The organism is Mycobacterium sp. IDUB_36, from assembly GCF_055419225.1.
In genome coordinates this window covers 2,944,019-2,969,811 of the sequence record NZ_JBVAXH010000001.1, presented here as the reverse complement: position 1 = coordinate 2,969,811, position 25,793 = coordinate 2,944,019, and the positions used below count along the sequence as shown (strand labels likewise).

Below are 25,793 nucleotides of genomic sequence, written 5' to 3'. Positions count from 1 at the left end.
AGGTAATTGTGCGGCGGCGTCGCGGCGGACAGACTTCGATCCGAACCATCGAAATCCAGGAGGAATGATGACCGACACTCAAACCGATTCTCCCGCAGCGCGATTCAGCCCGGAGTTTTTCGCCGCGTTCTGGGCCGCGCCCAGCATGTCGCAGAGCATGGACATCCTGGCCGATGACATCATCGGCTACTGGCCCGGCGACAGCGAGCCGGTGCGGGGATTCACGCCCTACACCCAGAAGATCGCGGACCTGCTCGCCGTCGCGCCGGACCTGAAACTCGAGCTCGTCGACAGCGCGTCGGCGCCCGGGGCGACGCCGGGTGAGGAACTGTTCTTCCTGCACTACGTCGGAAACGCGACCGGCCCGAACGGGCCCATCACGATTCGCGGACTGGACCGGGTGCGCACCCGCGACGGCATCGTGGTGGAGAACGTGATCCGCTACGACCCGGTGTTCGTCTAGGCGGGTGACAAGAACGCCCGCAGCGCCGCGGCGTAGGCGGGAACGTCGTTGGCGCCCATCAACTCTCGTGCGGAGTGCATCGCGAGTTGGGGGGCGCCGACATCGACGGTCGCGATCCCGGTCCGGGCCGCGGTCATCGGGCCGATCGTCGAGCCGCACGGCAGGTCGGCGCGGTGCTCGTAGCGTTGTAGCGGCACCCCGGCTTGCCGGCAGGCCAGCGCGAACGCCGCCGCGGTGCGACCGTCGGTGGCATACCGCAGATTGGGATGCACTTTGAGCACCGGGCCGCCGTTGATCGCGATCAAGTGCCCCGGCTCGTGCCGCTCGGGGTAGTTGGGATGGGTGGCGTGGGCCATGTCGGCCGACGCCACCATCGAGCCGGAGACCCGCCGCAGGAAGTCCTCGCGCCCACCGCCGCCGGCCAGCACGATGCGCTCCAGCGTGGTCAGCAGCAGCTCCGAGTCGGCGCCGTGATCCGAGGTGGACCCGACCTCTTCGTGGTCGAACAGCGCCAGCACCGGCAGGTATTCGTCGGACCCGGCGTCCAGCAGGGCTTCCAGCCCGGCGTAGCACGACGCCTGGTTGTCCAGCCGCGGGGCGCTGACGAAGTCGTCCTCGACCCCGATCAGTCGCGACGGCGTGAGGTCGTGGGTCATCAGGTCGGCCCCCAGCACGTCGCCGGGATCGACTCCGGCCTCGTCGGCGACGTAGCCGAAGAACGAGCGGATTCCGATGCCGGCCGACCACACCGCGTTGACGTGCCGCTGCGGGTCGAGGGTGAGCGATTTCCGATCCTCGGCCAGGTGGATCGCCAGTTGCGGCACCCGCAGGATCGGCCGGTCGATCCGGACCAACCGGTGCGCGATCCCGGCCCCCTCGCGCACCGACAGCCGACCGCTGATGCCCAGATCGCGGTCCAGCCACGAGTTCAGCCAGGCGCCGCCGTAAGGCTCCAGCGCAACGACGTGCCACCCCGCCACCGCGCGGTCGGGATGCTGCTTGAGCCGCAGGTTGGGGCTGTCGGTGTGACCGCCGACCACTCGGAACGGCCGGGCGCCGGAGCCGGTGCTGTCCCAGGCCACCAGCGACCCGGCCCGCACCGTGTAGAACTTGCCTGCCTGCGGCCACTCGTCGGCCTCGGCGAGTTCGGCGAAGCCGGCCGCGCGCAACCGAGCCGCCACGGTGGCACAGACGTGGAACGGCGACGGGGACGCGTCGATGAATTCGCAGAGCCCTGTCGCGGTGGCCGCCATGGGACCCATCTTTTCATCACGACCTCACCCGAAACGTTAGGGTCATTGGCGTGCCCACCCCGCAACCGCAGCAGGTGCTCGCGCCGCTGACGCCGGCCGCGATATTCCTGGTGGTCACCATCGAGCCGGGCGGTGAAGAGGTCGTGCACGAGGCGCTCCCGGGGATCTCGGGGCTGGTGCGCTCGACCGGTTTTCGCGATCCCGCGAAGCATCTGTCGGTCATCACCTCGATCGGTTCACACGCCTGGGACCGGTTGTTCGACGGTCCGCGGCCCGCCGAGCTGCACCCGTTCGTCGCCCTGGAAGGCCCCGGCCACACCGCCCCGGCCACCGCCGGTGACCTGTTGTTCCATCTGCGGGCCGAAACACTGGATGTGTGCTTCGAGTTGGCCAACAACATCTTGCGTTCGATGGCCGGTGCGGTGACCGTGGTCGACGAGGTGCACGGCTTCCGGTTCTTCGACAATCGTGACCTGCTCGGCTTCGTCGACGGGACCGAGAATCCTGATGGTGCACTGGCGGTTTCGGCGACGGCCATCGGTGACGAAGACGCTGCTTTCGCCGGATCCTGCTATGTGCACGTGCAGAAGTACCTGCACGACATGTCGTCGTGGGACTCACTGTCGGTCGGTGAGCAGGAGCACGTGATCGGCCGGACCAAGCTGGAGGATCTCGAACTCGACGACGACGACAAGCCGGCGAACGCGCACATCGCGCTCAACGTCATCACCGACGACGACGGCACCGAGCTCAAGATCGTGCGGCACAACATGCCCTTCGGCGAACTCGGCAAGGGCGAATTCGGCACCTACTTCATCGGCTACTCGCGCACCCCCCGCGTCACCGAGCGGATGCTGCACAATATGTTTCTCGGCGATCCGCCCGGCAACACCGACCGGATCCTCGACTTCTCCACCGCCGTCACCGGCGGGCTCTTCTTCTCCCCCACCGTCGACTTTCTCGACGACCCGCCGCCACTGCCGATCTCCACGGCAGCCACTCCGGCGATACTTACAACGTCCGCGGACGGCTCGTTGGCGATCGGCAGTTTGAAAGGAACCCCGCAATGAACAACCTGTACCGCGATCTCGCACCGATCACCGAAGAAGCGTGGGATGAAATCGAGGTCGAGGCGAGGCGGACGTTCAAGCGTCACATCGCCGGTCGCCGGGTCGTCGACGTCAGCGAGCCGGCCGGACCGGCCGCCGCGGCCATCAGCACCGGGCGCCTGGTCGACGTCACCGCGCCCTCCGACGGCGTGATAAGCCATCTGCGTGCCAGTAAACCGCTTGTGCGGCTTCGGGTTCCGTTCACGCTGTCGCGTTCGGAGATCGACGACGTGGAGCGTGGTTCGCAGGATTCCGACTGGGATCCGGTGAAGGAGGCCGCCAAGAAGCTGGCGTTCGCCGAAGACCGGGCCATTTTCGAGGGCTACCCGGCCGCATCCATCGAAGGCGTTCGCAGCGCCAGCAGCAACCCGCCGCTGAAGTTGCCCGAGGACCCCCGCGCGATCCCCGACATCATCACCCAGGCGTTGTCGGGACTGCGGCTTGCCGGTGTCGACGGCCCCTACTCGGTGCTGCTGTCCGCCGATGTCTACACCAAGGTGAGCGAGACCACCGAGCACGGATACCCGATCCTGGAGCACATCAACAGGCTGGTCAACGGGGACATCATCTGGGCGCCCGCGATCGACGGTGCATTCGTGTTGACCACCCGCGGTGGGGATTTCGATCTTCAGCTCGGCACCGACGTGTCCATCGGCTACCTGTCGCACAACGCCGACACGGTGGATCTCTACCTGCAGGAGACCCTCACCTTCCTGAACTACACCGCCGAAGCCTCGGTTGCGCTCAGCGTGTAGGAACAGGCGTGCGCGCCGGTGGCCGACTCACAGGTCCAGTACCAGGTCGCCGGCGGGCGCCGCTGAGCAGATCAGTACCGAGCCTGGTCCGGGTGGCTCCAGCGGCGCCTGAACGTAGTTGATCGATCCATCGACGATGTCGGTCTCGCAGACGTGGCAGACGCCGCTGCGGCAGGCGAAACGGGTTGGCACATCACACGCTTCGGCGAGGTCGAGGATACTGCCGACACCGGACGGCCACCTGACGGTCAGTCCACTGCGGGCAAAGGTGATCGACGGCCCCGTCCCGGGCCGACCGGGCGGCTGGTGTGGTGGCGTCCGTGGTGCGTCGTCGACGACGCCGGGGTTGATCGCCGGCAGGGCACCGAACAGTTCACTGTGGACCCGCGCCGGGTCGATTCCCGCCGCGGTCAACGCGCCACGTATCTCCGTCATGAATTGGTTTGGGCCACACAGGTATACGGTTGCGTCACCAGGTAATCCCAGTGCGCCCACCGAGTGACGGTCGATCCGGTCCTGGGACCCCGTGTAGAACACCCCTTGCCGGCCGCGGGGCAGGGACTCGATCAGGGCGTTGACCTCGTCCGTGAAAGCCTGAGAACGCGGATCGCGGACGGTGTGCAACCACCAGACCTCTCGACCGGTGTGCGACCGGGACAAGGCGTGCAACATCGCGAGCACCGGCGTGACACCGATACCCGCTGAGATCAGGACGACGGCGGTATCGGCTTCGGTCAAGCAGAAGTCGCCTCGCGGGGCCGCCACATCCAGCACCGAACCGGGTTCGATGTGGTCGTGCAGCCAGTTGCTGACCTGTCCCTGTTCTTCGCGCTTGACGCTGATCCGGTAGTCGCCCGCGGCGGGGTCACCGGACAGCGAGTAACTGCGCATCGGTGCTGGATCACCGGGGATACGCACCGTCAGATACTGGCCGGGCCGTGGACGCGGCAGCGCCGCGTGACCCTCGGCGGTCAGCGAGATCGAGGTCACGCGAGGGCTTTCCGGATGCACGGCACTGACCCGTAGTCGGCGAAAGCCGCTCCACCCCGGCTCGACTCCGACGGCCGGTGCCGTCTGTTCACTGCCGGCTTCGTGTTGCGCGAGCAGATCGTGGAATGACTGCACCCAGCCCGGGCTCAGCGCTGGGATGTCGACGACCTTGCGCAGCTGTTCGATATCGCGATCGGGTAGGTACAGCAAGGCGTCCACGTCGGCGACACTCAATTCGTGTCGTCCCCGCCGCGTCAGGACGATGTCGTCGCCGGCTTGAACCGATCCTTCCCGGATAACCCGTAAGTAAAACCCCGGGCGATGTTGCGAAACAAGAAGTTTCGGCATGTCAGGTTCATTCAACCGGAGGCCGACCCGATAGCAGGTCACCCGGGGCTGCGTGACTTCGAATTCCGCGGCCCCGATTCGGTAGCGGTCGCCGATGCACACCGCATCGTCCGCCAAGCCGGTGACGGTGAAATTCTCGCCGAAATGTCCCGGTTCGATGTCCTGGCGGTTCAGGTGGGCTCTCCAGAATTCGTACGACTCGGTCTGGTAAACCATGACGGCGCGGTGTTCGCCGCCGTGGCCGGCAAGGTCGCCCTGACCGTCGCCGTCGAGGTTGAGGCGTCTGGCCATCACCGGTCCGGCGACCGGACTCTTCCAGACCCCGGTGTAGACCGTCTTGTCGTTCCACTGAACGTTTTTGGGCATTCCGACGTTGACTGATTCAAGTCTGCCCACGACGACTCCTCGAGTGGCCCCCTGCTGATTGTGTACACCAGCGTGGCACCACCGTCTACCCGCGCCACCCGATCAACTGGGCTGAACATCCCAGATCGACTCGCGCTCGCGGGTAACCTGACTCGATGGCCAATCCCGACGACGGGGACGAATTACGGCTCACCGCCAAGGGCCGGGCCACCCGATCTCGGATCGTCCACACAGCCGCCCAGCTCATCGTCACCGGAGGCCTCGCGGGGACGAACCTGGATGGCATCCGGAAAGCCGCGTCAGTCAGCGGCTCTCAACTTGCTCATTACTTCGCCGACAAAAATGCGCTGATTCGCGCGGTCGTCCTGCATCAAATCGACGTGGTCCTCGATTTTCACCGGCAGCCCAGACTGAGGGATCTCGAATCCTTCGACGACTTCGAACAATGGATCGACCTGAACATGCGCTATCTGAGAAGAATCGGAACATCCGGTAGCACAACGACTTTCCACGCCCTGGCCGCACAACTGGCGAAATCCGATGCCGCCTCGCGCGAAACGCTCGCGGCGGCATATCTGCGGTGGGTGGAACTGCTGGAGGCAGCGGTCCAGCAGATGAAGGTACGCGACCTGCTCGTCGCCGAGGCCGATCCGCGGCGGATCGCGTTGGTCATAGTCGGGGCGCATCAGGGGGGCGGCACGCTGGCCTTCATCTACCGGGCACCGTGGCCACACGCGGATGCCACTCGCTTCGCGGTCAACTATCTGCGCATGTTCGCGACCGATCCGGCCGAACGCCGCGCCCGTTCGGTGCGGCGTCCGCGCGATCGGCGAAAGTCCGCCATTCGAGAGGCTGAGGGACTTCGCCTGACACGCAAAGGATTGGCCACCCGGGCACGCATTGTGACCGCAGCCAAGCGTCTGATCTTCGAGCGTGGCGCGGCGAACACCAGCATCGACGAGGTGCGCGTCGCCGCCGGAGTCAGTGGTTCACAGATCTCCCATTACTTTCGCGACAGACGCGATCTGACCCGACAGGTCATTGCGGCCCGGCGCGCGGACGTGGTCGCCTTTCACACTCAGCCGAGTCTCGGCTCGCTGGACACGCTCGACGATCTAGAGGCATGGGCCGACGCTTGCACCGCCGATATCGACGGTGTGTATCGCCTCGGGGGATGCGTCTACGGTTCGCTTGCGGGCGAATTGATCGACTCCGACGACGAGGTCAAGGACGATGTCGCGGCCGGATATGACCAGTGGCTCGCCTTGTTCGAGGCTGGTCTCAGCGTGATGCGGCGCCGCGGAGAGTTGCAAGACGAGGCCGACCCGCGACACCTGGGGACATCGCTCGTCGTCGCGCATCAGGGCGGGGCGATGCTCACGCACATCACCCAAGACGCGGAGCCGCTGCAGGCCGCCCTCGACGCGGCAGTCGCCTACGTCCGCTCATTCGCCCGACAGGTGCCGAGGAGTCGGCCCTGAGGTATGACCCGGTTGCTCGGTAGACAGGCCTGGTTCTCCTCGTCATAATATGGGTTGCACAACCCATTTATATGACCGGGAGACACGTCATGTCCGACGCCGACGTCCTGCCCACAGCGCCCGCCGTTGTCCGTGAACAACCCGGCGGTGAGACTATGCGCGCGATCGTCCTGGCCGGTTTCGGCGGGCTCGACCGACTCGTCTACACCGAGATACCCAAGCCGCTGCCGAAGCACGGCGAGGTCGTCATCAGAGTTCGAGGATTCGGCATCAACCACGCCGAAATGCATATGCGTCGCGGCGAATGGGCCGAAGCCGCAGAGGTCAGCGGCATCGAATGCGTCGGCACCGTTGACTCGTGTCCGGGTGGTGAGTTCCCCGTCGGAGCCAAAGTCGCGGCGCTGATGGGTGGTCTCGGCCGAACCGTCAACGGTAGTTACGCGGAGTACACCCGGGTTCGCGCGGCCAACGTCACGGGCGTCGAATCCGACCTGCCGTGGTCCCAACTGGCGGCGCTGCCGGAGACCTACGCCACCGCCTGGACGTGTCTCTTTCGCAATCTCAAGCTCACCTCCGGCCAAACTCTTGTCGTGCGGGGAGCGACGTCGTCGTTCGGCCAGGCCGCGGTGAAGATGGCTGTTGCAGCGGGCGCGCGGGTCATCGCGACGACGCGCAGTCGAAAGAGATTCCCGCTGCTCGAACAACTCGGCACCACCCGGGTCGAGTTGGAGTCACCGACGCTGGCCGCCGAGATAGCGGAGGCCAAGAAGGTCGACGCGGTCCTCGACCTGGTCGGCAACAGCACGATTCTCGACTCGCTGGACATGCTTCGGCGTGACGGCACTGCCTGCCTGGCCGGCTGGCTCGGCGGGCTGGACCCGATCGGTGATTTCAATCCCCTGCTGCGGATGGCGAGCGGCGTGAATTGGTCGTTCTTCGGTAGCTTCGTCTTCGGCAACCCAGGGTTCCCGCTCTCCGACGTACCGTTGCAGGACATCGCCGCCCAGGTGGCCGCCGGCGAACTGGAGGCGGCACCGTCCCAGGTGTTCTCCTTCGACGAGATCCACGAAGCGCATCGGACCATGGAGACGGGCGACGCCGGCGGAAAGCTGGTTGTCATCGTCGAATGAGCGATCGATGATGGCAGCCATGACCGACGCTCCACCGGTTCTTGTCCTCGACGTCAACGAGACGCTCATCGACATCGACTCTCTGACGCCGATTTTCGCGCGGGTGTTGGGCGATCCGGCAACGATGCGACAGTGGTTCGGCCAACTGGTCATGTACTCGATGACGATGACGTCGTCAGGGCATTACATCGACTTCTTCACGCTGGGTCAGGGTGTCTTGCGAATGGTCGCAGCCACCCGCGGCATCGACGTCTCGGCGGATGACGCCGATGAGCTGAAGCATGCAATGCTCACCATGCCCGCGCACGCCGACGCCGAAGTGGGGCTGACCGCTCTGCGTGACAACGGCTTTCGGCTCGTCACCTTGACCAACTCGCCGCCTGATCCAACCCGTCCCAGTCCGTTGGAGCATGCCGGATTGAGTCATCTGTTCGAACGGCAGTTCAGTGTGGATGCTTGCCGCGCTTTCAAGCCCGCGCCGGCGACGTACCGCTACGTGTGCGAGCAGCTGGCCGTGGCCCCATCGGAGTGCATGATGGTCGCGGCACATGTCTGGGACACGATCGGAGCGCAATCCGTGGGGTTCGACGGTGCGCTGATCACCCGGCCCGGCAATGCCGCGCTGCCGGTGCCCGGCTTGCCGCAGCCGACGATTGTCGCGACCGATCTGCGCGATCTGGCGGCTCACCTCACAACCGGCGCGCCCGGGACGTCTACCGGATAGAACGCAAATCGACCGACCACCGGAGGCTCAGATGTCCACTATCACCACGTCGACGCGCCATGCCGTCATCGACTCACCGATCGGACCCCTGACGCTGGTGCGCGACGACGACGGGTTGACCGGGCTGTACTACCCGGGGCACTGGACAAATCCGGATCAGGCCGGCTTCGGGCCACAGGTCGAGCCGACGGTCGATCGCGGATTCGATGACGCCATCATCCAGCTGGAGGAATACTTCGCCGGCGCGCGCCGAAATTTCGACATCGCACTCAATCCCGTTGGCAGCGAACGGGCCAGACGGCTCTGGCAGCTGCTGATCGAGATCCCGTATGGCAGCACCACCACCTACGGTGCCCTGGCCCGCGCGATCGGAAACGGCATCAGCCCGCGCGCCATCGGCGGATTCGTCGGCCACAACCCGTTGTCGATCTTCGTCCCGTGTCACCGCGTCGTCGGATCCACCGGCAAGCTCACCGGATACGCCGGGGGCCTCGAGCGTAAGCAGTACCTGCTCGAGTTGGAGAAGGCGATACCCGTTGCACCGCGGGCACTCTGGTAGCGATCGGTGAAGCCGCCATTCGAGAGCATTGTGGCCCGAAACGGTGCCACCGTGCTGCGAGTGGCACGCGCGGTCCTCGGTCACGCCGACGCCGACGACGCCTGGTCTGAAACCTTTCTGGCGGCGATGAAGGCCTATCCCACGCTGCCCGACGACGCGAATGTCGAGGCGTGGCTGGTCACGATTGCTCATCGCAAGGCCATCGACATCATGCGCGCCACCGCGCGCCGGGCGCTACCGGTCCCGGAGACTCCCGACCTGCCGACGCCGGATCATGCCGACGACCGGCATGCCGACCTGAATGAGGCGGTGGCCGAGCTGCCGCCCAAGCAGCGCCAAGCGGTGGCCTACCACTACCTGGCCGGCCTGCCTTACGCCGAGATCGCCACGATCGTCGACAGCACCGCGGCCGCCACCCGCCGCGCGGCCGCCGACGGCATCGCGACCCTGCGACGCACCTACCCGCGCACCACGGAGGTTGAGCGTGAACAACATTGACCTCGTCGGGCATTACCCGGTCGACGACAACGACCTCGCCCGCCTGCACTCCCGCCTGGCAGCGGCAGCCGAGCGCGACGGCGCACTCGACGTCGCATACCGAACCGTCGACTCCCCTGTCGGCGCGCTGCTGATCGCCGCGACACCGGCCGGGCTGGTTCGCGTGGCGTTCAGCAACGAAGGTCACGACGGTGTGCTGCAGAACCTGTCCGACCGGATCAGCTCCCGGTTGTTACACGCGCCCGCGCGCCTCGATTCCGTTGCGCAACAACTGGACGAGTATTTTGCGGGACGCCGGCGCACCTTCGAGGTGCCACTGGATTGGCAGCTTTCCACGGGTTTCCGCCGCATCGTCCTGGAGCACCTGGCTCACGACATCGGCTACGGCAGCACCGCCAGCTACGGCACGCTTGCTCGACTTTCCGGTTCTCCCAGAGCAGTTCGTGCCGTCGGGACGACCTGTGCGACGAACCCCATCCCTGTCGTGGTGCCGTGCCACCGGGTGATCCGCTCCGACGGCACGACGGGCAATTACCGTGGCGGCCCGGCCGCCAAACGTGCGTTGCTCGATCTCGAGGAAGCCGGGTGACGCCGGTGGCACCGAAAATTATGGGTTGTGTAACCCATTTAGCGTACCCTGTTGCAGTACCGAGAGAGAGGGCCACATGAGCGCGGAGCAGATTTACGACGTCGTCGTGCTGGGCGCCGGGCCGGTTGGGCAGAACGCTGCCGAGCGCGCCCGAGCGGGTGGCCTCAGCGTCGTGCTGGTCGAACGCGAGCTGGTCGGCGGTGAATGCTCCTACTGGGGATGCGTCCCGAGCAAAGCGCTGTTGCGTCCGGTGATCGCCTTGGCCGATGCAGCTCGCATCGATGGCGCGCGCGAGGCGGTCACAGGTTCGATCGACGCGTCAGGCGTCTTCGGTCGCCGTGATCGTTACGTCAGCAACTGGGATGACGCGGGCCAGGCCGAATGGATTACCGGGATCGGCGCGACCCTGGTGCGCGGTCACGGCCGGCTGGACGGACCTCGCCGCATCGTGGTGACGACTGAGAACGGCGAATCATCCGTGCTCGTCGCCCGGCACGCCGTCGTGATCTGCACGGGCAGCGGCGCTGCCCTTCCGGACCTGCCCGGTATCGCCGAGGCACGGCCGTGGACCAACCGCGAGGGCACCGACAGCGGGTCTGTTCCGCGCCGTCTCGCCGTTGTCGGTGCCGGCGGAGTCGGCGTCGAATTGGCAACTGCTTGGCATGGATTGGGCTCCTCGGTGACCTTGCTGGTTCGAGGTTCGGCCCTGCTACCCCGGATGGAACCGTTCGTCGGAGAGCTCGTCGAGGCCGGGTTGCGCAAGTCGGGAGTCGATGTACGTAAGAACGTCTCGGTGACCGGACTCCGCCGCCCCTCTGCAGACGGGCCGGTGACCGTGAAGCTGGACGACGGCAGCTCACTCGACGTCGACGAAGTGCTCTTCGCCACCGGCCGCGCACCGCGGAGCGTGGACATCGGTTTGGAGACAGTCGGTCTCACCCCGGGCAGTTGGCTCGATGTCGACGACACCTGCCGGGTCCGCGGCGTCGAGGACGGCTGGTTGTATGCGGCCGGTGACGCCAATCATCGGGCACTGCTGACCCACGAAGGCAAGTACCAGGCGCGGATCGCCGGGTCGGCGATTGCGGCGCGAGCAGCGGGCAGGCCACTGCAGACCGGCCCGTGGGGGACGCACGCGACGACGGCCGACCACTACGCCGTCCCGCAGGTGTTCTTCACCGACCCTGAAGCGGCAGCGGTCGGTTTCACCAGACAGGACGCTGAAGAGGCCGGGTACCGCGTGCGCACCGCGGACGTGGAAATCGGCGATGCCGTGAAGGGAGCCGAACTCTATGCGGACGGATACGTAGGGCGGGCCCGGATGGTGGTCGACGCCGACCGCGGCCACGTGCTGGGCGCTACATTCGTCGGCCCCGGAGTCTCGGAGTTGTTGCATTCAGCCACAATCGCCATTGCCGGCCAAGTGCCGGTCGAGCGACTCTGGCACGCGGTGCCGTGCTTCCCGACGATCAGCGAAGTGTGGCTGAGACTCCTTGAAGCCTATCGGGATTCGACGGGGACTTAGTCGGGTCCGGGTTCGCCCAATCGGGACCTTATCGCGCCCCACGGGTCGGCGTAGCGGCCCGGCGCGTCGCGGTAGGCGGCTCGGCGCTTGAGGACCAGCCGCGCGATCGGTGAAATCAAGGCCATCGGGTAACGCTGCCACCCGATGGATGCGCGCGCCTCGGCAAGCATCTCGGGCCACGAGTGACTCTGGAACGACAACGCCTGCTGGGCACGGGTGGTGTCCAACCAGTCTGTGGCGAACCAGTTTTCGTCACTGTCGGGATCGCCGGGGCGGCCGGCGGGCAGGACATTCGACAGCCCGCGCGCCGCGGCCAGCGCCGGGCCGATGTCTTTCTGCCGAAGCAGGTGTGAGTCGTCACCGGCGACCAGCAGTGTCTCGCCGACGACGTCGGCGGTGGTTGCCGCCGCGAATGCGGACGCCACGTCCCGGACGTCGACGGTGTGGATGCGCCCGTCGGCCGGCAGCGCGCTCTCGAAGAACAGCGCATCGGTGCTGAACGGCATCGCGCCGGGCTCGATACTGATCACCCCGCCGAGACGCAGGATCACCCACTCCAAACCCGAAGCACAGAGCAGGTTTTCGGCCTCGATCTTGTGGGCGCCGTAAATATCAGACGCCCGCAATGGCGACTCGGACGTCAGTCGTTCGGGGTGTCGATGCGGATTGCGCGACCCGTACACCGCGTTGCTGGAGGCCAGCACGAAGCGCGGCGGACTGGCATGCGACCGCGCGGCGCGTATCAGTGCAGCGGTGGCATCGACGTTCACCTTGCGGCCGAGTTCGCGGTTGCGAAAGATCGCCGGAATGATCAGCGCGGCCAAGTGCACGATCGCCGTCGGTGCCACGTCGGAGATGAGCCGTTCGACCTCGCCCTGATCTGTCAGGTTGGCCCAGTACGCTTCGGCGCCCGCCGGCAGTGCTGTGGCCGCCTCGCGCTGCTCGGGCGTACCGAGATCGGTCGTGACCACCTGATGGCCATCAGCGACGAGTCGCCGCACGGTCTGCGATCCGACCAGACCGAAACCCCCTGTGACAAGTACCTTCTCGGTCATCGTCCCTCGGATCGGCGTTGGCCACAGCAAACGGATATGACATTCTCCAAAAGCAAGAGTAACATGCTCGTAACGTCGATCTGCAACCCAGAGGTTCTCACATGGCAAAGGCGCCGAAAAACCGCGAGACGGCCAAGTGGGACCCGGAGTTCACCAAGCAGGTCGCCAACACCGTCGGTCCGCTGATCAAGCAGTACCACCGCGCCGAAGTGCGCAACATCGACAACATCCCGGCGACGGGCGGGGCGCTGGTGGTGTCCAATCACTCCGGCGGGATGCTGACCCCCGACGTCTTCGTGTTCTCGCCGGCTTTCTACAAGGAGTTCGGCTACGACCGCCCCGTCTACACGCTCGGCCATTACGGGATCTTCATCGGCCCGTTGGACGGCGTGCTCCGGCGGCTCGGCGTCATCGAGGCCAGCCGCGAAAATGCCTCGGTAGCACTGCATTCGGGTGCGGTGGTGCTGGTGTTCCCAGGCGGAGACTACGACTCCTACCGGCCGACATTCGAGAACACCATCGACTTCAACGGTCGAACCGGTTACGTCCGCACTGCGATCGAGGCCGGCGTGCCGATCGTGCCGACCGTGTCGATCGGCGCCCAGGAGACCCAGCTGTTTTTGACCCGCGGCAATTGGCTGGCCAAGAAGCTGGGAATCACCAAGGCGCGGGTCGACATTCTGCCGTTCAGCATCGGCTTCCCGTTCGGTCTGAGCATGATCTTTCCGCCCAACCTTCCGCTGCCGTCGAAAATCGTCACCGAGGTCCTCGAGCCGATCGACATCACCGAGCAGTTCGGCACGGACCCTGACATCGGCGAGGTGGACGAGTACGTCCGCTCGGTCATGCAGAGCGCCTTGGACCGGCTGGCCAAGCAGCGCCGGTTCCCCATCCTGGGCTGAATCGACCATTCCGATCAACGGCACCGGTTCAGGTGCTTGCATGAACACGTCGACACGGAGGTGGGCGTGAGAAGACTCAACGGCATGGACGCCATGCTGCTCTACAGCGAGACGCCCAACCTTCACACGCACACGCTGAAGGTGGCGATCGTCGACCCCGCGAGCGGCGACACAGACTTCAGCTTCGAGGCCTTCCGGCGCCATCTACTGCGGCGCCTGCACCTGCTGGAACCATTGCGCTACAAGCTGATTGACATTCCCTGGCGGCTGCACCACCCGATGTGGCTGGAGAACTGCGACGTCGACCTCGACTACCATCTGCACCGGGTGCAGGTGCCCGCACCCGGAGGCCGCCGCGAGCTCGACGCGGTCATCGGCGAGGTGGCCTCCACACCCCTGGATCGCAGCCGGCCGCTGTGGGAGTTCCATGTCGCCGAAGGACTGGCCGGCGGCCGGTTCGCACTGATCGGCAAGATCCACCACGCCCTGGCCGACGGTGTCGCGTCGGTCAACCTGCTCGCCCGCGCGATGGACCTCAAGGACGCACCGACTGACGAACGCGACAACGACGAAGCCGGCGTCAGCCCGACGACCGCCGGTCTGCTGCTGGCCGCCGGCCGAGACCACGTCCGGCAGATCGTCGATCTGCCCGGACTGATCGGCGACGCCGCGAAAGGTTTCAGTCGCGTGCGCCGCCGCACCCGGGAACGCGGCGATCATCCCGACCTCGCCGACGCGTTCGACGCACCGCCGACGTTCCTCAACCACGTGGTGACACCGCAACGCCGGTTCGCCACCACGGCGTTGCGGCTGGCCGACGTCAAGGCGACCGCGAAGAGTTTGGGTATCACGCTCAACGACGTCGTACTGGCGACCGCTGCGGGTGGCTTGCGGCAGCTGCTGCTGCGCTACGACGGCGAGGCCGACCGGCCGATCATCGCATCGGTGCCCACCGCGACCGACAAGTCCGGTCGCGTCACCGGCAACGAGATCAGCGGCCTGTCGATCTCGCTCCCGGTGCACGTCGCCGACCCGGCAGAGCGGGCCCAACTGGTGGCGCTGGCCACCAAGATCGCCAAGGAAGACCACGAGATCCTCGGCCCACGGCTCTACGGACAGCTGATGGGCTACCTTCCGACCGCGATCGCCCCCGCGGCATTCCGGTGGCTCGGCCACCGCGATGCGCCCAACAAGATGATGAACGTCGCCGTCTCCAGCGTGCCGGGGCCCCGGGAACGGGGTCACTTTGCCGGCGCGCCGGTCAGCGAGATCTACTCGACCGGTGTGCTGTCCCCGGGCGCCCCGGTGAACATCACCGTGTGGAGCTATGTCGACCAGCTCGGTATCGCGGTGCTGACCGACGACGCGACCTTCGACGACCCGCACGAGGCCACCGAGGCACTGGGCGAGGCTTTCACCGAATTACACCGCGTCGCAGGTCTTTCCACCCGCGACGAGGCCGCCGGCCTGCTGGCCGAACACGCGCTTCGCTAGGCGGTCAGAACGGCGTCGAGCGCCGAGTAGAACAAGCCCAGACCATCGTCGGACGGTCCGGTCAACGCCTCGGTGGCGTGCTCGGGGTGCGGCATCAACCCGACGACGCGGCCGTCGGCCGAACTGATTCCGGCGATGTCGCGCAGCGAACCGTTGGCGTTGTCGTGGTAGCGAAACACCACACGACCCTCGCCTTCCAGTTCGTCGAGCACCGCGTCGGAGGCCACGTATCGGCCCTCGCCGGACTTCAGCGGAATCAGCAGTTCTGCACCGGGCTCGTAACGCGAGGTCCAGGCCGTCGACGTCGATTCGACCCGCAGCCACACGTCGCGGCAGATGAAATGAAGACCGGCGTTGCGGGTCAACGCTCCGGGTAGCAGGCCGGCCTCGCAGAGCACCTGAAAACCGTTGCAGATACCCAGAACCGGCAATCCCCGGCCGGCCGCGGCGATGACCTCGCCCATCACCGGAGCGAACTTCGCGATCGCGCCGCAGCGCAGGTAGTCGCCGTAGGAGAAGCCGCCGGGCACCACCACTGCGTCGACGCCCTTGAGGTCGGCGTCGGCGTGCCACAGATTGACCGATTCGGCGCCGACGGCGCGCGCCGCGCGGGCCGCGTCCACGTCGTCGAGCGTCCCGGGGAAGGTGATGACGCCGACGCGCGGGGTCACTGCGACTCCCGGCTGACTGTCCAGTCCTCGATCACCGTGTTGGCCAACAGCGACTCGGCGATCTCGGCCAGTGCCGAGTCGTCGACGCTGTCATCGACCTCGAGCTCAAAGCGCTTGCCCTGCCGGACGTTTGAGATACCGCCATGGCCGAGCCGGCCGAGTGCGCCGACGATTGCCTGACCCTGCGGGTCGAGAATCTCGCCCTTCGGCATTACGTGCACAACCACCCGGGCCACCGGCACTCCTCACGACTGTCTTGGCTGCTCGGCGCCAACTGTACCGGTCGGGACCGCGACCGTCGTGCTAGCACGAGCCGATATAGGCCGCGCAGACCGGCGATGTCATGGCGTCCAGCACCTGGGCGTCCGAGATGATCGGCCAGGGCGGCTGGACTGGATCCGCGCCCCACAGGGTCAGCTCGCTGATCGTGCTGCTTTCCGGATGCGCCACGAAGTAGGTATGCAGGATCACCGGTCCGCTGATCACGGCCGCCAACCGAGTCGGCTCGTCGACGGTCAACGACGGCGATTCGGTGGCCGCGCCCAGTTGGCAGGCGCGCAGCGCGGGTGCGACGAGGTCGAATACCGACATCGCCACCGGACCGCCGCGGGCGGTGTCCCCGCGCCAATGCAGGATTTCGGCTCGTAACTGCCATTGACCTGCCGGCTTGTCGACGATCACCCGGCCGGCGACCGCGGAGTTACGGGTGTCCTGCGGAAAGGACGGCGTCGCGCACACGTCCTCGAATCGGAACCGGGGCGTCGCCGCGCCCGTCATGACCATCGCGGGCGCGCCCGGCCCGGCCGGCGCCGGCCAGTGGTAGGTCGAGTAGAGCGGTATCGCCTCCCGCGCGATCCAGGCGGTGGCGGGAATCTGATCGCAGGTCGGTGGGCAGCTCTCCGGGTCCGCCCGCGCCGGGGCCCACGACACCCATGTGACCAGTAGGCCGCCTGCGATCAGCACCGTCGCGAAGACTAGGCGCATGCGCGTGCACCCCATGAGCGCACAATCGTAGACATGCAACTCACGCATTTCGGTCATTCCTGCGTTCTTGCCGACTTCGGTCACACCACCGTGCTGTTCGACCCGGGAAGCTTCTCGCACGGCTTCGAGGGCATCACCGGCCTCTCCGCGATCGTGATCACCCATCAGCACCCCGACCATGTGGACGAGGAGCGGCTGCCTGCTCTGCTCGACGGCAACCCAGGTGTCGCGCTCTACGCCGACCCGCAGACCACCGCGCAGTTGTCCGCGCCGTGCCAGGCCGTGCACGTCGGCGACGAGCTGTCGGTCGGTGAGCTGACCATCCGCGCACTCGGCGGCAAGCATGCCGTCATCCACCCGGAAATCCCTGTGATCGACAACATTTCGTACGTGATCGACGAGGGCGGGCAATCAGGACGTTTCATGCATCCCGGCGATGCACTGTTCGTTCCGGGCGAGCCGATCGACGTGCTGGCCACCCCGGCCGCGGCGCCCTGGATGAAGATCTCCGAGGCCGTCGACTATCTGCGGGCGGTTGCGCCGGCCCGCGCGATTCCCATCCACCAAGCTGTCGTCGCGCCCGAGGCACGCGGCATCTACTACGGCCGGCTCACTGAGATGACGGACACCGACTTCCAGGTCCTGCCGGAGGAGACCGGCGTCGCCTTCTAGGCTCGTGCGGCGAGGCTGCGCTGGGCGCGGTCTCGAGCGGCAGTCAGCCGATGTCGCCGACGGCGCCGCGGCCGGCCGCGCGCCCGGAGAAGATGCAGCCGCCCAGGAAGGTGCCCTCCAGCGCGCGATAGCCGTGCACTCCGCCGCCGCCGAAGCCGGCCACCTCGCCGGCCGCGTACAACCCGTTCAGCGGGGTACCGTCGGTGCCGAGCACGCGAGAGTCCAGATCAGTCTCCAGTCCGCCCAACGTCTTTCGGGTCAGGATGTGCAACTTCACCGCGATCAGCGGACCGGCCTTGGGATCCAGCAGAGGGTGCGGCGCGACCACCCGGCCCAGCTTGTCGCCCAGGAATTCGCGGGCCGCCCGGATCGCGGTGATCTGACCGTCCTTGGTGAACTTGTTCACCACTTCGCGATCGCGGGCGGTGACCTCGTCGGCAACGGTCGCGTACTCCAGCGGTGCTACATCTGGCACCGCATTCATGGCAGAAACCAACTCGCGCAACGACTTTCCGGTCACGAAGTCGACACCGCGATCCATGAACGCCTGCACCGGCCCCGGCGCACCCGATCCGGCCCGCGATTTCACCAGTTGACGCACGCTGCGACTGGTCAGGTCGGGATTCTGCTCCTGCCCGGACAGCCCGAACTCCTTGCCGATGATTCTGGCGTTCAACACAAACCAGGTGTAGTCGTGCCCAGATTTCGCGATGTACTCCAGCGTTCCCAGGGTGTCGAAACCGGGATACAGCGGCACCGGCAGCCGCTTGCCGGTGGCGTCCAGCCACAGCGACGACGGGCCCGGAATGATCCGGATGCCGTGCATCGGCCAGATCGGGTCATAGTTGGTGATGCCTTCGGTGTAGTGCCACATCCGGTCCGGATTTATCACCCGGGCGCCGGCCTTCTCGGTGATCGCGATCATCCGGCCGTCGACGTGGGCGGGTACACCGGCGAGCATCCGCTCGGGCACCCGACCCATCCGGGTGGGCCAGTTGGCTCGCACCATGTCGTGGTTACCGCCGATGCCCCCGCTGGTCACGATCACGGCTTGGGCGTGAAACTCGAACTCGGCAACCGCTTTTCGTGACGACGTGACGCCGCGCGGCTCGGACGACGGCTCGAGCACACTGCCGCGCACTCCGGTCACCGTAGCGCCGTCGACGATGAGCTCGTCGACCTGGTGCCGGTAGGCGAACCGCACGTTCGGGTGGTCGACCAGTCGGCGGGCGAAGATGTCGACGATGGCCGGCCCGGTTCCCCAGGTGATGTGGAAGCGCGGCACCGAATTGCCGTGTCCCTGAGCGCCATAACCGCCGCGCTCGGCCCAGCCCACCAACGGGAAGATCTTCAGGCCGCGGTCGCGTAGCCAGCTCCGCTTCTCGCCGGCCGCGAAATCGACGTAGGCATGCGCCCATTGCCTGGGCCAATAGTCTTCTTGGCGATCGAACGCTGCCGTGCCGAGCCAGTCCTGCAGCGCGAGTTCGTGGCTGTCGCGGACACCGAGCCGACGCTGTTCGGGACTGTCGACGAAGAACAGTCCGCCGAACGACCAGAACGCCTGACCGCCGAGGTTGGCGCGGTTCTCCTGGTCGACGATCAATACCCGCTTGCCACGCTCGGCCACCTCGCAGGCGGCTACCAGGCCGGCCAGGCCCGCCCCGACGACGATGACATCAGCTTGGGTATCGCTCATGGCGCTACACAGTAGCGACCACGACGGTCAGGCGGCGTCGAGAATCGCCTGATCGGCCAGCCATTGGTAGACGGCGGGTTCGCAGCCCTGCAGCCGCGCGATGTCGACCGCGTCCAGCATCGCCTGCAGCGGGCCTGGTTTGCGGAGATGACCGGCACCCACCGCGACCCGGACGACACCGTCGCGGCGCGCCACCCGCTCGGCCGACAGCACCAGCATCCGGCACCACCACGGCTCGGACAGGAAACCCTCGCCGATGCCCAGCACCCGTGCCCGCGCGGACGTGTGACGAACCAGGTCGGTGATCTCGTGCAAGTCGGCGAGTAGCCGGAATCCGTTGCGCGGCAGAGCGGTCACCGTTCCAGGCGACGCGATCCACCGTGGGGCGGCGAACAGCCGGGTTCGCAGACCGAGGTGTTCGAGCACCCGGTCGGCGGCCATCAGCCGCAGATTGGCCTCGTGCGCGGGGAGCGTGGCGAATTCACCGCGGCGCTTCTTGGTGGCGGCGTCGTCGTAGCCGTTCAGCACGATGGCGTCGCCGGCGGATCGCCGGCCGGAGAGCCACTCCACTGTCGCCGGATCCTGATCGAGCCGGTAGCCGCCCTTCAGCCGCGGTGCGACGAGCAGCGACACCGGCACCGCGCGGGCGTCCATCTTCTTGCAGAACTCGGCGACGTCGTCCAACGTGCGATCGCTGATCCCGGAGACCGAGACGATCAACTTCCCAGACACACCACGAGTTTGACGATCACAGGTGTCCAGACAGTGACGTACACGCGGACAGCAAGCGTCAGTTCGACGCCGCGACCAGCTAGTTCGGCAGGACCGCCTCGACGGCCTCGATCACCTCGGGTGCGTCGGGAACGGTCTGCGGCCGAAACCGGTTGACCACCGCTCCACCGGGCGCGATCAGGAATTTCTCGAAGTTCCACTGCACGTCGCCGGCCTCAGCGGCAGCGTCGGGCGTCTTGGTCAGTTCGGCGTACAGCGGATGCCGGCCAGGCCCGTTGACCTCGGATTTCTCCAACAGCGGAAACGTCACCCCGTACGTGGTGGAGCAGAACGTCTGAATCTCCTCGGCGGTGCCGGGCTCCTGGCCCATGAACTGGTTGCACGGAACCCCAACCACGGTGAGCCCGCGTTCCGCGTAGTCACGGGCCAGTTGCTCCAGGGCGGCGTACTGGGGCGTCAGGCCGCATTTCGATGCCACGTTGACGACCAGCACAGCACGGTCGCTGTAGTCGGCCAACGACAGAGATTCGCCGTCGAGCCCGGTCAGAGCGATGTCGGTCACAGTCATAGTCGGAGGCTACCTGCATCGCACCGCGGGAAGTTTATTTGATCAGCTAGCTTTTATCTCGCTACGCTGGCGGTCATGGTTTCAAGCGCGGCACTGCCGACGGACTCCGCAGCCGAGGTCGACTACCCCAACTCCCTCGACGCGAGACTGTTGCGGATAGCCGCGGTCTGCATTCTCGCCTCGGTGATGGCGATCTTGGACGGAACCGTTGTCAGCGTCGCCCAGCGGACCTTCATCGCGGAGTTCGGGTCGACCCAGGCGGTCGTCGCGTGGACGATCACCGGCTACACGCTCGGCCAGGCCACCGTGATCCCGCTGGCGGGCTGGGCGGCCGACCGATTCGGCACCAAGCGGCTGTTCATGGGTGCGGCGTTGTGGTTCACCCTGGCATCGCTGCTGTGCTCGATGGCATCGAATATCAGCCAGCTCATCGCATTTCGTGTCATTCAAGGACTCGGCGGCGGAATGCTGGTGCCGCTGACACTGATCATCCTGACTCGCGAAGCCGGCCCACGGCGCCTCGGCAGGCTGATGGCCGTGTTGGGGATTCCGATGCTGCTGGCTCCGATGGGCGGCCCGGTGCTGGGCGGTTGGCTGATCAGCGCCTACAGCTGGGAATGGATCTTCCGCATCAATCTGCCGGTCGGCGCCCTGCTGCTGGTGCTCGCGGCATCAATATTCCCGAAGGATCGGCCGCAACCGTCAGAGGCATTCGACTTCGTCGGAATGCTGCTGCTGTCACCGGGATTGGCGGCCCTGCTGTTCGGGATCTCGTCGGTGCCGCGGCACGACAGCTTCACCGACAGCCAGGTGTGGATACCCGGGTTGATCGGCGCGCTGTTGATCGCAGCGTTCGTCCTGCATGCGCTGCGCGGCACCGAGCATCCGCTGATCGACCTCGCACTGTTCAAAAATCGTGCGGTGACGTTGTCCAACACCGCGATGATGGCGTTCTCGGTAGGGTTTTTCGGCGCCTTTCTCGTCATCCCGAGTTACCTTCAACAACTGCTGCACGAGACGCCCCTGCAATCCGGCCTGCAGCTGATCCCGCAAGGGTTCGGTGCGATGCTCACCATGCCGCTGGCCGGCACCTTGATGGACAAGCGCGGACCTCGCAATGTGCTGCTGGTCGGGATCGCGTTGATCACGCTCGGATTGAGCGTATTCACTTACGGCGCATGGCAACAGGCCGACTACCTACCGATTCTGATGGTGGGACTGGTGACGACCGGCATCGGCCTCGGGTGCACGTTGACCCCGCTGTCCGGGGCGGCGGTACAGACGCTGGCGCCGCGCGAGGTGGCGCGCGGCTCGACGTTGCTCAGCGTCAACCAGCATGTCGCCGTCGCGATCGGCACGGCGCTGATCTCGGTGATCCTGACGAGCCAGTTCAACCGCAGCGAAACCATCGGCGCTGCAGAGAAACTCGGAATCCTACGGGGCAAGTTCGCCAAGCACGGCGTGCCGATTCCGTCGCACCACGAGGTCTCGGCCGAGTTCACCGCCCGGCTGATGCACGACCTCACCCACTCCTACACCCTCGTCCTGATGGTGTCGATCGTGATCGTCGCGCTGACGCTCGTGCCGGTGGCGTTTCTGCCGAACAAACCGCCACCGGCCGGCCGCGCGCAATCGACGGTGCCGGTGTAACGCGTCACTCGTCGAACTCCCACTGTGCGGGTTGTCGCGGTCGACTCGCAGCTTCCGCATACCTAAGCTGCACATTCGATGCCGGAGCCCGACCCGCCGGCGTCGACGACGACCCGGCTACCCCGGCGCGCCGCTGAGGAGATCGCCGACCTCGCCGCGGCCGTAATGCTCGCGATCGGCGGCCGCCAAGAGCCAGGCGTATTGGTAGGCGGTCTCTTTCCAACGCTCGTAACGTCCACTGATACCACCGTGGCCCGCAGTCATCTGCGTCTTCAGCAGCACCGGGCTGCCGCCTGTGTTCGCGCGCCGCAGTGCGGCAACCCATTTGGCGGGCTCGACGTAGTAGACCCTGGTGTCGTGCAATGACGTCATCGCCAGAATCGCCGGATACTTCTGCTCGGCGACATTTTCGTACGGCGAATACGACTTCATGTACTGGTAGACGTCCCGGTTGCTCAGCGGATTTCCCCACTCGTCCCATTCGGTCACGGTCAGCGGCAGCGACGGGTCCAGGATCGTCGTCAGCGGATCGACGAACGGTACTTGCGCAAGGATGCCGGCGAAGAGGTCAGGCGCCATGTTGGCTACCGCGCCCATCAGCAGGCCGCCGGCGCTTCCGCCCAAGGCCACCAGTTGTTCTGGTCGGGTCTGTCCGGTGTCGACGAGATGCTGCCCGACGGCGATGAAGTCGGTGAAGGTGTTGATCTTCTCGAAAAGCTTGCCGTGCTCATACCAGAGTCGGCCCATCTCGCCGCCGCCACGCACATGGGCGACGGCGAAGATCATGCCTCGGTCGAGCAACGACAGCCGTGCGATGGAGAAGCGGGGATCCTCGCAGATTTCGTAAGCCCCGTAGCCGTAAACCAGTGCCGGCGCCGGAAATTCGATACCGGCCCGGTGCACCACCGAAATCGGGATTTTGGTTCCGTCCGCAGCGTTCGCCCATTCACGGCGCTCGACGTAATCCTCAGGGCGGTAGTCACCCAGCACCGGCTGCTCACGCAGCAGAGTGCGCTCACCGGTCCCGAGGTCGAGGTCGTAGATCCGGACCGGAATGACGAACGACCCGGCACCGATGCGCAACCGGGGTGAGTCCCAGTTCGGGTTGGCCCCCAATCCGGCCGACATCAGTTCGGAGTCGAACGCGATCTCGCTGGGTTGGCCGTAATCGCCATCACCGATGGGCCACAACTGGATTCGGGGTAGAGCTTCCCCGCGATAGCTGACCACCAGGTGGCCGGCGAACGCGTCGACGCCGTCCAGCCGCACATCGTCACGGTGTTCGATCAGGGTGCGCTGATCGGTCGGGTTGTCGACCGGTGCATCCACCAGGGTGAAGTTCACCGCGTCGTCGTTGTGCAGAATCAGGAATCGGTCCTGCCCGCCGACGACGGCATGCTCCACCGAATACTCGATGCCTTCCCGTCGGGGCAACACGCTGACGAACTCGGCGTCCGGATCGGCGGCGTCGCCGTAGCGGACTTCCGAGGTGATCGCCGAGCCCGACGCGATCAGTACGTACTTGTCGCTGCGGGTCCGCCCCACACCGAGCCAGTATTTCTCGTCGGCTTCGTGGTAGACCTTCTCGGCCGGAAGGCCCGACGCCAGCCGGTGGCGCCACACCGTATCTGGGCGCCACGCTTCGTCGACAGTGGTGTAGTAGATGGTCCTGTTGTCGGTGCCCCAGGTGGCTCCCGCGCTGATGCCGACGATCTCATCGGGATACTGCTCACCGGTGCGAAGGTCCCTGAACCGCAATGTATATCGCTCGTCACCGACCACATCGACCGAGTAGGCGAGCACGTTTCCGTCTGGGCTGATGCTGGCCGCGCCGAGCGAGAAGAAGTCGTGCCCTTCGGACTCGACGTTCTCGTCCAGCAGGACCTGCTCACCGGGAATCTCGGTGTTCTCGTCGAGAACCGGCGGGTTCCAGTCGGTCGGATCGGCTACCGCACAGCGGCATTGGACGCCGTATTGTTTGCCTTCGAAGCTGCGGGCGTAATACCACCACTCGCCGCGCCGGACCGGCACGGACAGGTCGGTTTCCTTGGTGCGGGCTTTGATCTCGTCGAAGATCTTCTGCCGCAACGGTTCGAGGGCAGCGGTCGACTGTTCGGCGTAGTCGTTCTCGGCCTCCAAGTACCCTAGGACTTCGGGGCTGGACTTGTCCCGCAGCCATTCGTAAGGATCGATGAACACGTCACCGTGAAATTCCCGCCGCGAGTCGACTCGTTTGGCGACCGGCGGTTCGTTGCGAGAACTCATGCGGCCGGACCGATCCAGTCGTTGAAGCTCAGTCCGGAAATGCGTTCGTAAGCCTCGACGTAACGGGCACGGGTGGCGTCGATGATGCCGTCCGGCAGCGGTGGCGGCGGCTTGGATCCGTGGCGATCCCAACCCGACTCGGGGCCGATCAGCCAGTTACGGACGAACTGCTTGTCGAAGCTGTTCTGCACCTCGCCGACCTTGTATTCGGCCGCCGGCCAGTACCGAGATGAGTCCGGGGTGAAGACCTCGTCGGCCAGCACGAGATTGCCGTTGGCGTCGGCGCCGAACTCGAATTTGGTGTCGGCGATGATGATTCCTTTGGTCAGCGCGTGATCGGCAGCCTGTACGTAAGTCTGCAGCGTCCGGTCACGTAGTTGATTGGCACGGACTCCGCCGACCAGTTCGATCACCTGAGCAAATGCGATGTTCTCATCGTGTTCTCCCAGTTCGGCTTTCGTCGCCGGAGTGAACAACGGTGTGGCGAACCTGCTGGCCTCCACGAGTCCAGGCGGCAGCGTGATGCCGCCTACCGAGCCGCTAGCCTGGTAGTCGAGCAGTCCCGAGCCGGTCAGGTATCCCCGGGCCACACATTCGACCGGAACCATCTCGAGCTGTTGGACCACCAGCGCCCGGCCCAGCACGTCGTCGGGGATGCGCGGGTCGTCGGGTGGCCCGGCCAGGTGGTTGGGTGCATCGACGAGCCCGAAGAAGAAGACGCTCATCGCGGTCAGGATCCGGCCCTTGTCGGGAATCAGGCTGTCGAGCACGTAGTCGAATGCCGAAATCCGATCGGTTGCGACGAACAACAGGTGGTCGTCGTCGATGCGGTACAGCTCGCGAACTTTGCCACTGGCCAGGTGCTGGTAGTCGGACAGCGCGGGACGACCCATCGGGACAGCCTAACTAGTTGGCTGCAAACCTCGATCACCTGATCGCGGTTGAACGAGTTGCAGACGTGGCCGAGATGCCATTAGCTACAGATTCGCGAATGACGGTTAATGGGCGCATTACCCTCAGCCCGCAAGCTGACGGAACGGTAGCCCTCGGAGGGAATGCGACTGTCTACCCCAGCATGGAGAGCTATCAATACCGTGACGGGGCGCCAACCGCACAGCTGCAATGGAACCCCGCGAGCACTGGCGGTGAGTGGGGGCCGGCCACCAACCTTATGCGTCACCATTGGGTTGGCGACGCCACAATTCCGGCCGTCCGTCCTGATGTTCCTGGCTGGAAGGGAGCTGGAGAACGCTTTGCCCTACAACGCCTTACCGTTCTTCGACGACCCGTTTGTCAGTCATACAACCCGACTGA

25 protein-coding genes are annotated in these 25,793 nt (G+C 65.9%); 14 read left to right on the top strand and 11 right to left on the bottom strand.

The genetic code is table 11. The annotated features are described in order from the left end of the window. Positions 1 to 67: 67 nt before the first annotated feature. The gene (locus ACZYW1_RS14690; protein ID WP_463786850.1) at positions 68 to 463 is read left to right on the top strand and encodes a nuclear transport factor 2 family protein; all 396 of its coding nucleotides are present in this window, start codon (positions 68 to 70) and stop codon (positions 461 to 463) included. On the opposite strand, the gene ACZYW1_RS14685 is transcribed toward ACZYW1_RS14690, so the two are convergent. After that, a complete protein-coding gene (locus ACZYW1_RS14685) occupies positions 460 to 1,716 on the bottom strand; it encodes a M18 family aminopeptidase (protein ID WP_463786848.1) in 1,257 nt (418 codons plus the stop codon). The two genes, ACZYW1_RS14690 and ACZYW1_RS14685, sit on opposite strands and share 4 nt — an antisense overlap. Positions 1,717 to 1,766: 50 nt before the next feature. On the opposite strand from ACZYW1_RS14685, the gene ACZYW1_RS14680 reads away from it, so the two are divergent. Both ACZYW1_RS14680 and ACZYW1_RS14675 read left to right on the top strand, forming a co-directional pair. Then, a complete protein-coding gene (locus ACZYW1_RS14680) occupies positions 1,767 to 2,786 on the top strand; it encodes a Dyp-type peroxidase (protein ID WP_463786847.1) in 1,020 nt (339 codons plus the stop codon). Continuing rightward, complete coding sequence (locus tag ACZYW1_RS14675) at positions 2,783 to 3,580, top strand: family 1 encapsulin nanocompartment shell protein (protein WP_463786846.1); 798 nt, start codon at positions 2,783 to 2,785, stop codon at positions 3,578 to 3,580. The genes ACZYW1_RS14680 and ACZYW1_RS14675 overlap by 4 nt, the downstream gene beginning before the upstream one ends. A gap of 27 nt (positions 3,581 to 3,607) precedes the next feature. On the opposite strand, the gene ACZYW1_RS14670 is transcribed toward ACZYW1_RS14675, so the two are convergent. Then, positions 3,608 to 5,314 (bottom strand): MOSC domain-containing protein, encoded by a 1,707-nt coding sequence (locus ACZYW1_RS14670; protein WP_463786844.1) that lies wholly within the window; start codon positions 5,312 to 5,314, stop codon positions 3,608 to 3,610. 125 nt (positions 5,315 to 5,439) lie between these two features. Here ACZYW1_RS14670 and ACZYW1_RS14665 point away from each other — a divergent pair, with 125 nt between their 5' ends. The 7 genes from ACZYW1_RS14665 to ACZYW1_RS14635 all read left to right on the top strand — a co-directional run bounded on the left by ACZYW1_RS14665 (position 5,440) and on the right by ACZYW1_RS14635 (position 11,790). Next, the gene (locus ACZYW1_RS14665) at positions 5,440 to 6,765 is read left to right on the top strand and encodes a TetR/AcrR family transcriptional regulator (protein ID WP_463786842.1); all 1,326 of its coding nucleotides are present in this window, start codon (positions 5,440 to 5,442) and stop codon (positions 6,763 to 6,765) included. 89 nt (positions 6,766 to 6,854) lie between these two features. Beyond that, on the top strand, positions 6,855 to 7,895 hold the full coding sequence (locus tag ACZYW1_RS14660) for a zinc-binding dehydrogenase (RefSeq protein ID WP_463786840.1): 1,041 nt from the start codon (positions 6,855 to 6,857) through the stop codon (positions 7,893 to 7,895). Between the two features lie 19 nt (positions 7,896 to 7,914). After that, positions 7,915 to 8,619, top strand: a complete 705-nt coding sequence (locus ACZYW1_RS14655; protein ID WP_463786838.1) for a haloacid dehalogenase type II — start codon at positions 7,915 to 7,917, stop codon at positions 8,617 to 8,619. Positions 8,620 to 8,650: 31 nt separating this feature from the next. After that, the gene (locus tag ACZYW1_RS14650) at positions 8,651 to 9,178 is read left to right on the top strand and encodes a methylated-DNA--[protein]-cysteine S-methyltransferase (protein ID WP_463786836.1); all 528 of its coding nucleotides are present in this window, start codon (positions 8,651 to 8,653) and stop codon (positions 9,176 to 9,178) included. Positions 9,179 to 9,184: 6 nt separating this feature from the next. Then, a complete protein-coding gene (locus ACZYW1_RS14645; RefSeq protein WP_463786835.1) occupies positions 9,185 to 9,676 on the top strand; it encodes an RNA polymerase sigma factor in 492 nt (163 codons plus the stop codon). Beyond that, positions 9,657 to 10,265, top strand: coding sequence for a methylated-DNA--[protein]-cysteine S-methyltransferase (locus tag ACZYW1_RS14640; RefSeq protein ID WP_463786833.1), 609 nt, complete (start codon positions 9,657 to 9,659; stop codon positions 10,263 to 10,265). Before ACZYW1_RS14645 ends, ACZYW1_RS14640 begins: the two co-directional genes overlap by 20 nt. A gap of 76 nt (positions 10,266 to 10,341) precedes the next feature. After that, complete coding sequence (locus tag ACZYW1_RS14635; protein WP_463786831.1) at positions 10,342 to 11,790, top strand: dihydrolipoyl dehydrogenase family protein; 1,449 nt, start codon at positions 10,342 to 10,344, stop codon at positions 11,788 to 11,790. On the opposite strand, the gene ACZYW1_RS14630 is transcribed toward ACZYW1_RS14635, so the two are convergent. Continuing rightward, positions 11,787 to 12,845 carry an NAD-dependent epimerase/dehydratase family protein gene (locus tag ACZYW1_RS14630; RefSeq protein ID WP_463786829.1) on the bottom strand — a complete coding sequence of 353 codons (1,059 nt, stop codon included), beginning with the start codon at positions 12,843 to 12,845 and terminating at the stop codon, positions 11,787 to 11,789. The two genes, ACZYW1_RS14635 and ACZYW1_RS14630, sit on opposite strands and share 4 nt — an antisense overlap. Positions 12,846 to 12,946: 101 nt before the next feature. Here ACZYW1_RS14630 and ACZYW1_RS14625 point away from each other — a divergent pair, with 101 nt between their 5' ends. Beyond that, positions 12,947 to 13,747 (top strand): lysophospholipid acyltransferase family protein, encoded by an 801-nt coding sequence (locus ACZYW1_RS14625; RefSeq protein ID WP_463786828.1) that lies wholly within the window; start codon positions 12,947 to 12,949, stop codon positions 13,745 to 13,747. A gap of 66 nt (positions 13,748 to 13,813) precedes the next feature. Beyond that, on the top strand, positions 13,814 to 15,241 hold the full coding sequence (locus ACZYW1_RS14620) for a WS/DGAT/MGAT family O-acyltransferase (protein WP_463786825.1): 1,428 nt from the start codon (positions 13,814 to 13,816) through the stop codon (positions 15,239 to 15,241). On the opposite strand, the gene purQ is transcribed toward ACZYW1_RS14620, so the two are convergent. The 3 genes from purQ to ACZYW1_RS14605 form a co-directional block, all read right to left on the bottom strand. Next, a complete protein-coding gene (gene purQ / locus ACZYW1_RS14615; RefSeq protein WP_463786824.1) occupies positions 15,238 to 15,912 on the bottom strand; it encodes a phosphoribosylformylglycinamidine synthase subunit PurQ in 675 nt (224 codons plus the stop codon). The two genes, ACZYW1_RS14620 and purQ, sit on opposite strands and share 4 nt — an antisense overlap. Beyond that, entirely contained in the window at positions 15,909 to 16,148 is a 240-nt protein-coding gene (gene purS / locus ACZYW1_RS14610; protein WP_463786822.1) for a phosphoribosylformylglycinamidine synthase subunit PurS, read from the bottom strand. Before purS ends, purQ begins: the two co-directional genes overlap by 4 nt. Before the next feature lie 67 nt (positions 16,149 to 16,215). Then, positions 16,216 to 16,953 (bottom strand): ATPase, encoded by a 738-nt coding sequence (locus ACZYW1_RS14605; protein ID WP_463786821.1) that lies wholly within the window; start codon positions 16,951 to 16,953, stop codon positions 16,216 to 16,218. Here ACZYW1_RS14605 and ACZYW1_RS14600 point away from each other — a divergent pair. Continuing rightward, a complete protein-coding gene (locus ACZYW1_RS14600; RefSeq protein ID WP_463786820.1) occupies positions 16,930 to 17,568 on the top strand; it encodes an MBL fold metallo-hydrolase in 639 nt (212 codons plus the stop codon). The genes ACZYW1_RS14605 and ACZYW1_RS14600 overlap by 24 nt on opposite strands. A gap of 43 nt (positions 17,569 to 17,611) precedes the next feature. Here the strand turns inward: ACZYW1_RS14600 and ACZYW1_RS14595 are convergent, their stop codons facing one another. The 3 genes from ACZYW1_RS14595 to ACZYW1_RS14585 all read right to left on the bottom strand — a co-directional run bounded on the left by ACZYW1_RS14595 (position 17,612) and on the right by ACZYW1_RS14585 (position 20,564). Beyond that, entirely contained in the window at positions 17,612 to 19,264 is a 1,653-nt protein-coding gene (locus ACZYW1_RS14595; protein ID WP_463786818.1) for an FAD-binding dehydrogenase, read from the bottom strand. 27 nt (positions 19,265 to 19,291) lie between these two features. Continuing rightward, positions 19,292 to 19,996, bottom strand: a complete 705-nt coding sequence (locus tag ACZYW1_RS14590) for a DUF2334 domain-containing protein (protein ID WP_463786817.1) — start codon at positions 19,994 to 19,996, stop codon at positions 19,292 to 19,294. Between the two features lie 79 nt (positions 19,997 to 20,075). Further along, positions 20,076 to 20,564, bottom strand: a complete 489-nt coding sequence (locus tag ACZYW1_RS14585; RefSeq protein ID WP_463786816.1) for a glutathione peroxidase — start codon at positions 20,562 to 20,564, stop codon at positions 20,076 to 20,078. 75 nt (positions 20,565 to 20,639) lie between these two features. Here ACZYW1_RS14585 and ACZYW1_RS14580 point away from each other — a divergent pair, with 75 nt between their 5' ends. After that, positions 20,640 to 22,214 (top strand): DHA2 family efflux MFS transporter permease subunit, encoded by a 1,575-nt coding sequence (locus ACZYW1_RS14580; protein WP_463786814.1) that lies wholly within the window; start codon positions 20,640 to 20,642, stop codon positions 22,212 to 22,214. 117 nt (positions 22,215 to 22,331) lie between these two features. Here ACZYW1_RS14580 and ACZYW1_RS14575 read toward each other — a convergent pair whose 3' ends face one another. Together ACZYW1_RS14575 and ACZYW1_RS14570 are read right to left on the bottom strand one after the other, a co-directional pair. Beyond that, positions 22,332 to 24,479 carry a S9 family peptidase gene (locus tag ACZYW1_RS14575; protein WP_463786813.1) on the bottom strand — a complete coding sequence of 716 codons (2,148 nt, stop codon included), beginning with the start codon at positions 24,477 to 24,479 and terminating at the stop codon, positions 22,332 to 22,334. Further along, positions 24,476 to 25,372 carry a phosphoribosylaminoimidazolesuccinocarboxamide synthase gene (locus ACZYW1_RS14570; RefSeq protein WP_463786811.1) on the bottom strand — a complete coding sequence of 299 codons (897 nt, stop codon included), beginning with the start codon at positions 25,370 to 25,372 and terminating at the stop codon, positions 24,476 to 24,478. The genes ACZYW1_RS14575 and ACZYW1_RS14570 overlap by 4 nt, the downstream gene beginning before the upstream one ends. Between the last annotated feature and the right edge of the window lie 421 nt (positions 25,373 to 25,793).

What these genes read in the sequence shown, in the direction of transcription:
- ACZYW1_RS14600 (WP_463786820.1), top strand. Translation starts at nt 16,930, where the DNA reads ATGCAACTCACGCATTTCGGTCATTCCTGCGTTCTTGCCGACTTCGGT.
- ACZYW1_RS14655 (WP_463786838.1), top strand. Translation starts at nt 7,915, where the DNA reads ATGACCGACGCTCCACCGGTTCTTGTCCTCGACGTCAACGAGACGCTC.
- ACZYW1_RS14635 (WP_463786831.1), top strand. Translation starts at nt 10,342, where the DNA reads ATGAGCGCGGAGCAGATTTACGACGTCGTCGTGCTGGGCGCCGGGCCG.
- ACZYW1_RS14685 (WP_463786848.1), bottom strand. Translation starts at nt 1,716, where the DNA reads ATGGCGGCCACCGCGACAGGGCTCTGCGAATTCATCGACGCGTCCCCG.
- ACZYW1_RS14585 (WP_463786816.1), bottom strand. Translation starts at nt 20,564, where the DNA reads ATGACTGTGACCGACATCGCTCTGACCGGGCTCGACGGCGAATCTCTG.
- ACZYW1_RS14650 (WP_463786836.1), top strand. Translation starts at nt 8,651, where the DNA reads ATGTCCACTATCACCACGTCGACGCGCCATGCCGTCATCGACTCACCG.
- ACZYW1_RS14625 (WP_463786828.1), top strand. Translation starts at nt 12,947, where the DNA reads ATGGCAAAGGCGCCGAAAAACCGCGAGACGGCCAAGTGGGACCCGGAG.
- ACZYW1_RS14580 (WP_463786814.1), top strand. Translation starts at nt 20,640, where the DNA reads ATGGTTTCAAGCGCGGCACTGCCGACGGACTCCGCAGCCGAGGTCGAC.
- ACZYW1_RS14675 (WP_463786846.1), top strand. Translation starts at nt 2,783, where the DNA reads ATGAACAACCTGTACCGCGATCTCGCACCGATCACCGAAGAAGCGTGG.
- ACZYW1_RS14660 (WP_463786840.1), top strand. Translation starts at nt 6,855, where the DNA reads ATGTCCGACGCCGACGTCCTGCCCACAGCGCCCGCCGTTGTCCGTGAA.
- ACZYW1_RS14690 (WP_463786850.1), top strand. Translation starts at nt 68, where the DNA reads ATGACCGACACTCAAACCGATTCTCCCGCAGCGCGATTCAGCCCGGAG.
- ACZYW1_RS14605 (WP_463786821.1), bottom strand. Translation starts at nt 16,953, where the DNA reads ATGACCGAAATGCGTGAGTTGCATGTCTACGATTGTGCGCTCATGGGG.
- ACZYW1_RS14665 (WP_463786842.1), top strand. Translation starts at nt 5,440, where the DNA reads ATGGCCAATCCCGACGACGGGGACGAATTACGGCTCACCGCCAAGGGC.
- ACZYW1_RS14595 (WP_463786818.1), bottom strand. Translation starts at nt 19,264, where the DNA reads ATGAGCGATACCCAAGCTGATGTCATCGTCGTCGGGGCGGGCCTGGCC.
- ACZYW1_RS14575 (WP_463786813.1), bottom strand. Translation starts at nt 24,479, where the DNA reads ATGAGTTCTCGCAACGAACCGCCGGTCGCCAAACGAGTCGACTCGCGG.
- ACZYW1_RS14630 (WP_463786829.1), bottom strand. Translation starts at nt 12,845, where the DNA reads ATGACCGAGAAGGTACTTGTCACAGGGGGTTTCGGTCTGGTCGGATCG.
- ACZYW1_RS14570 (WP_463786811.1), bottom strand. Translation starts at nt 25,372, where the DNA reads ATGGGTCGTCCCGCGCTGTCCGACTACCAGCACCTGGCCAGTGGCAAA.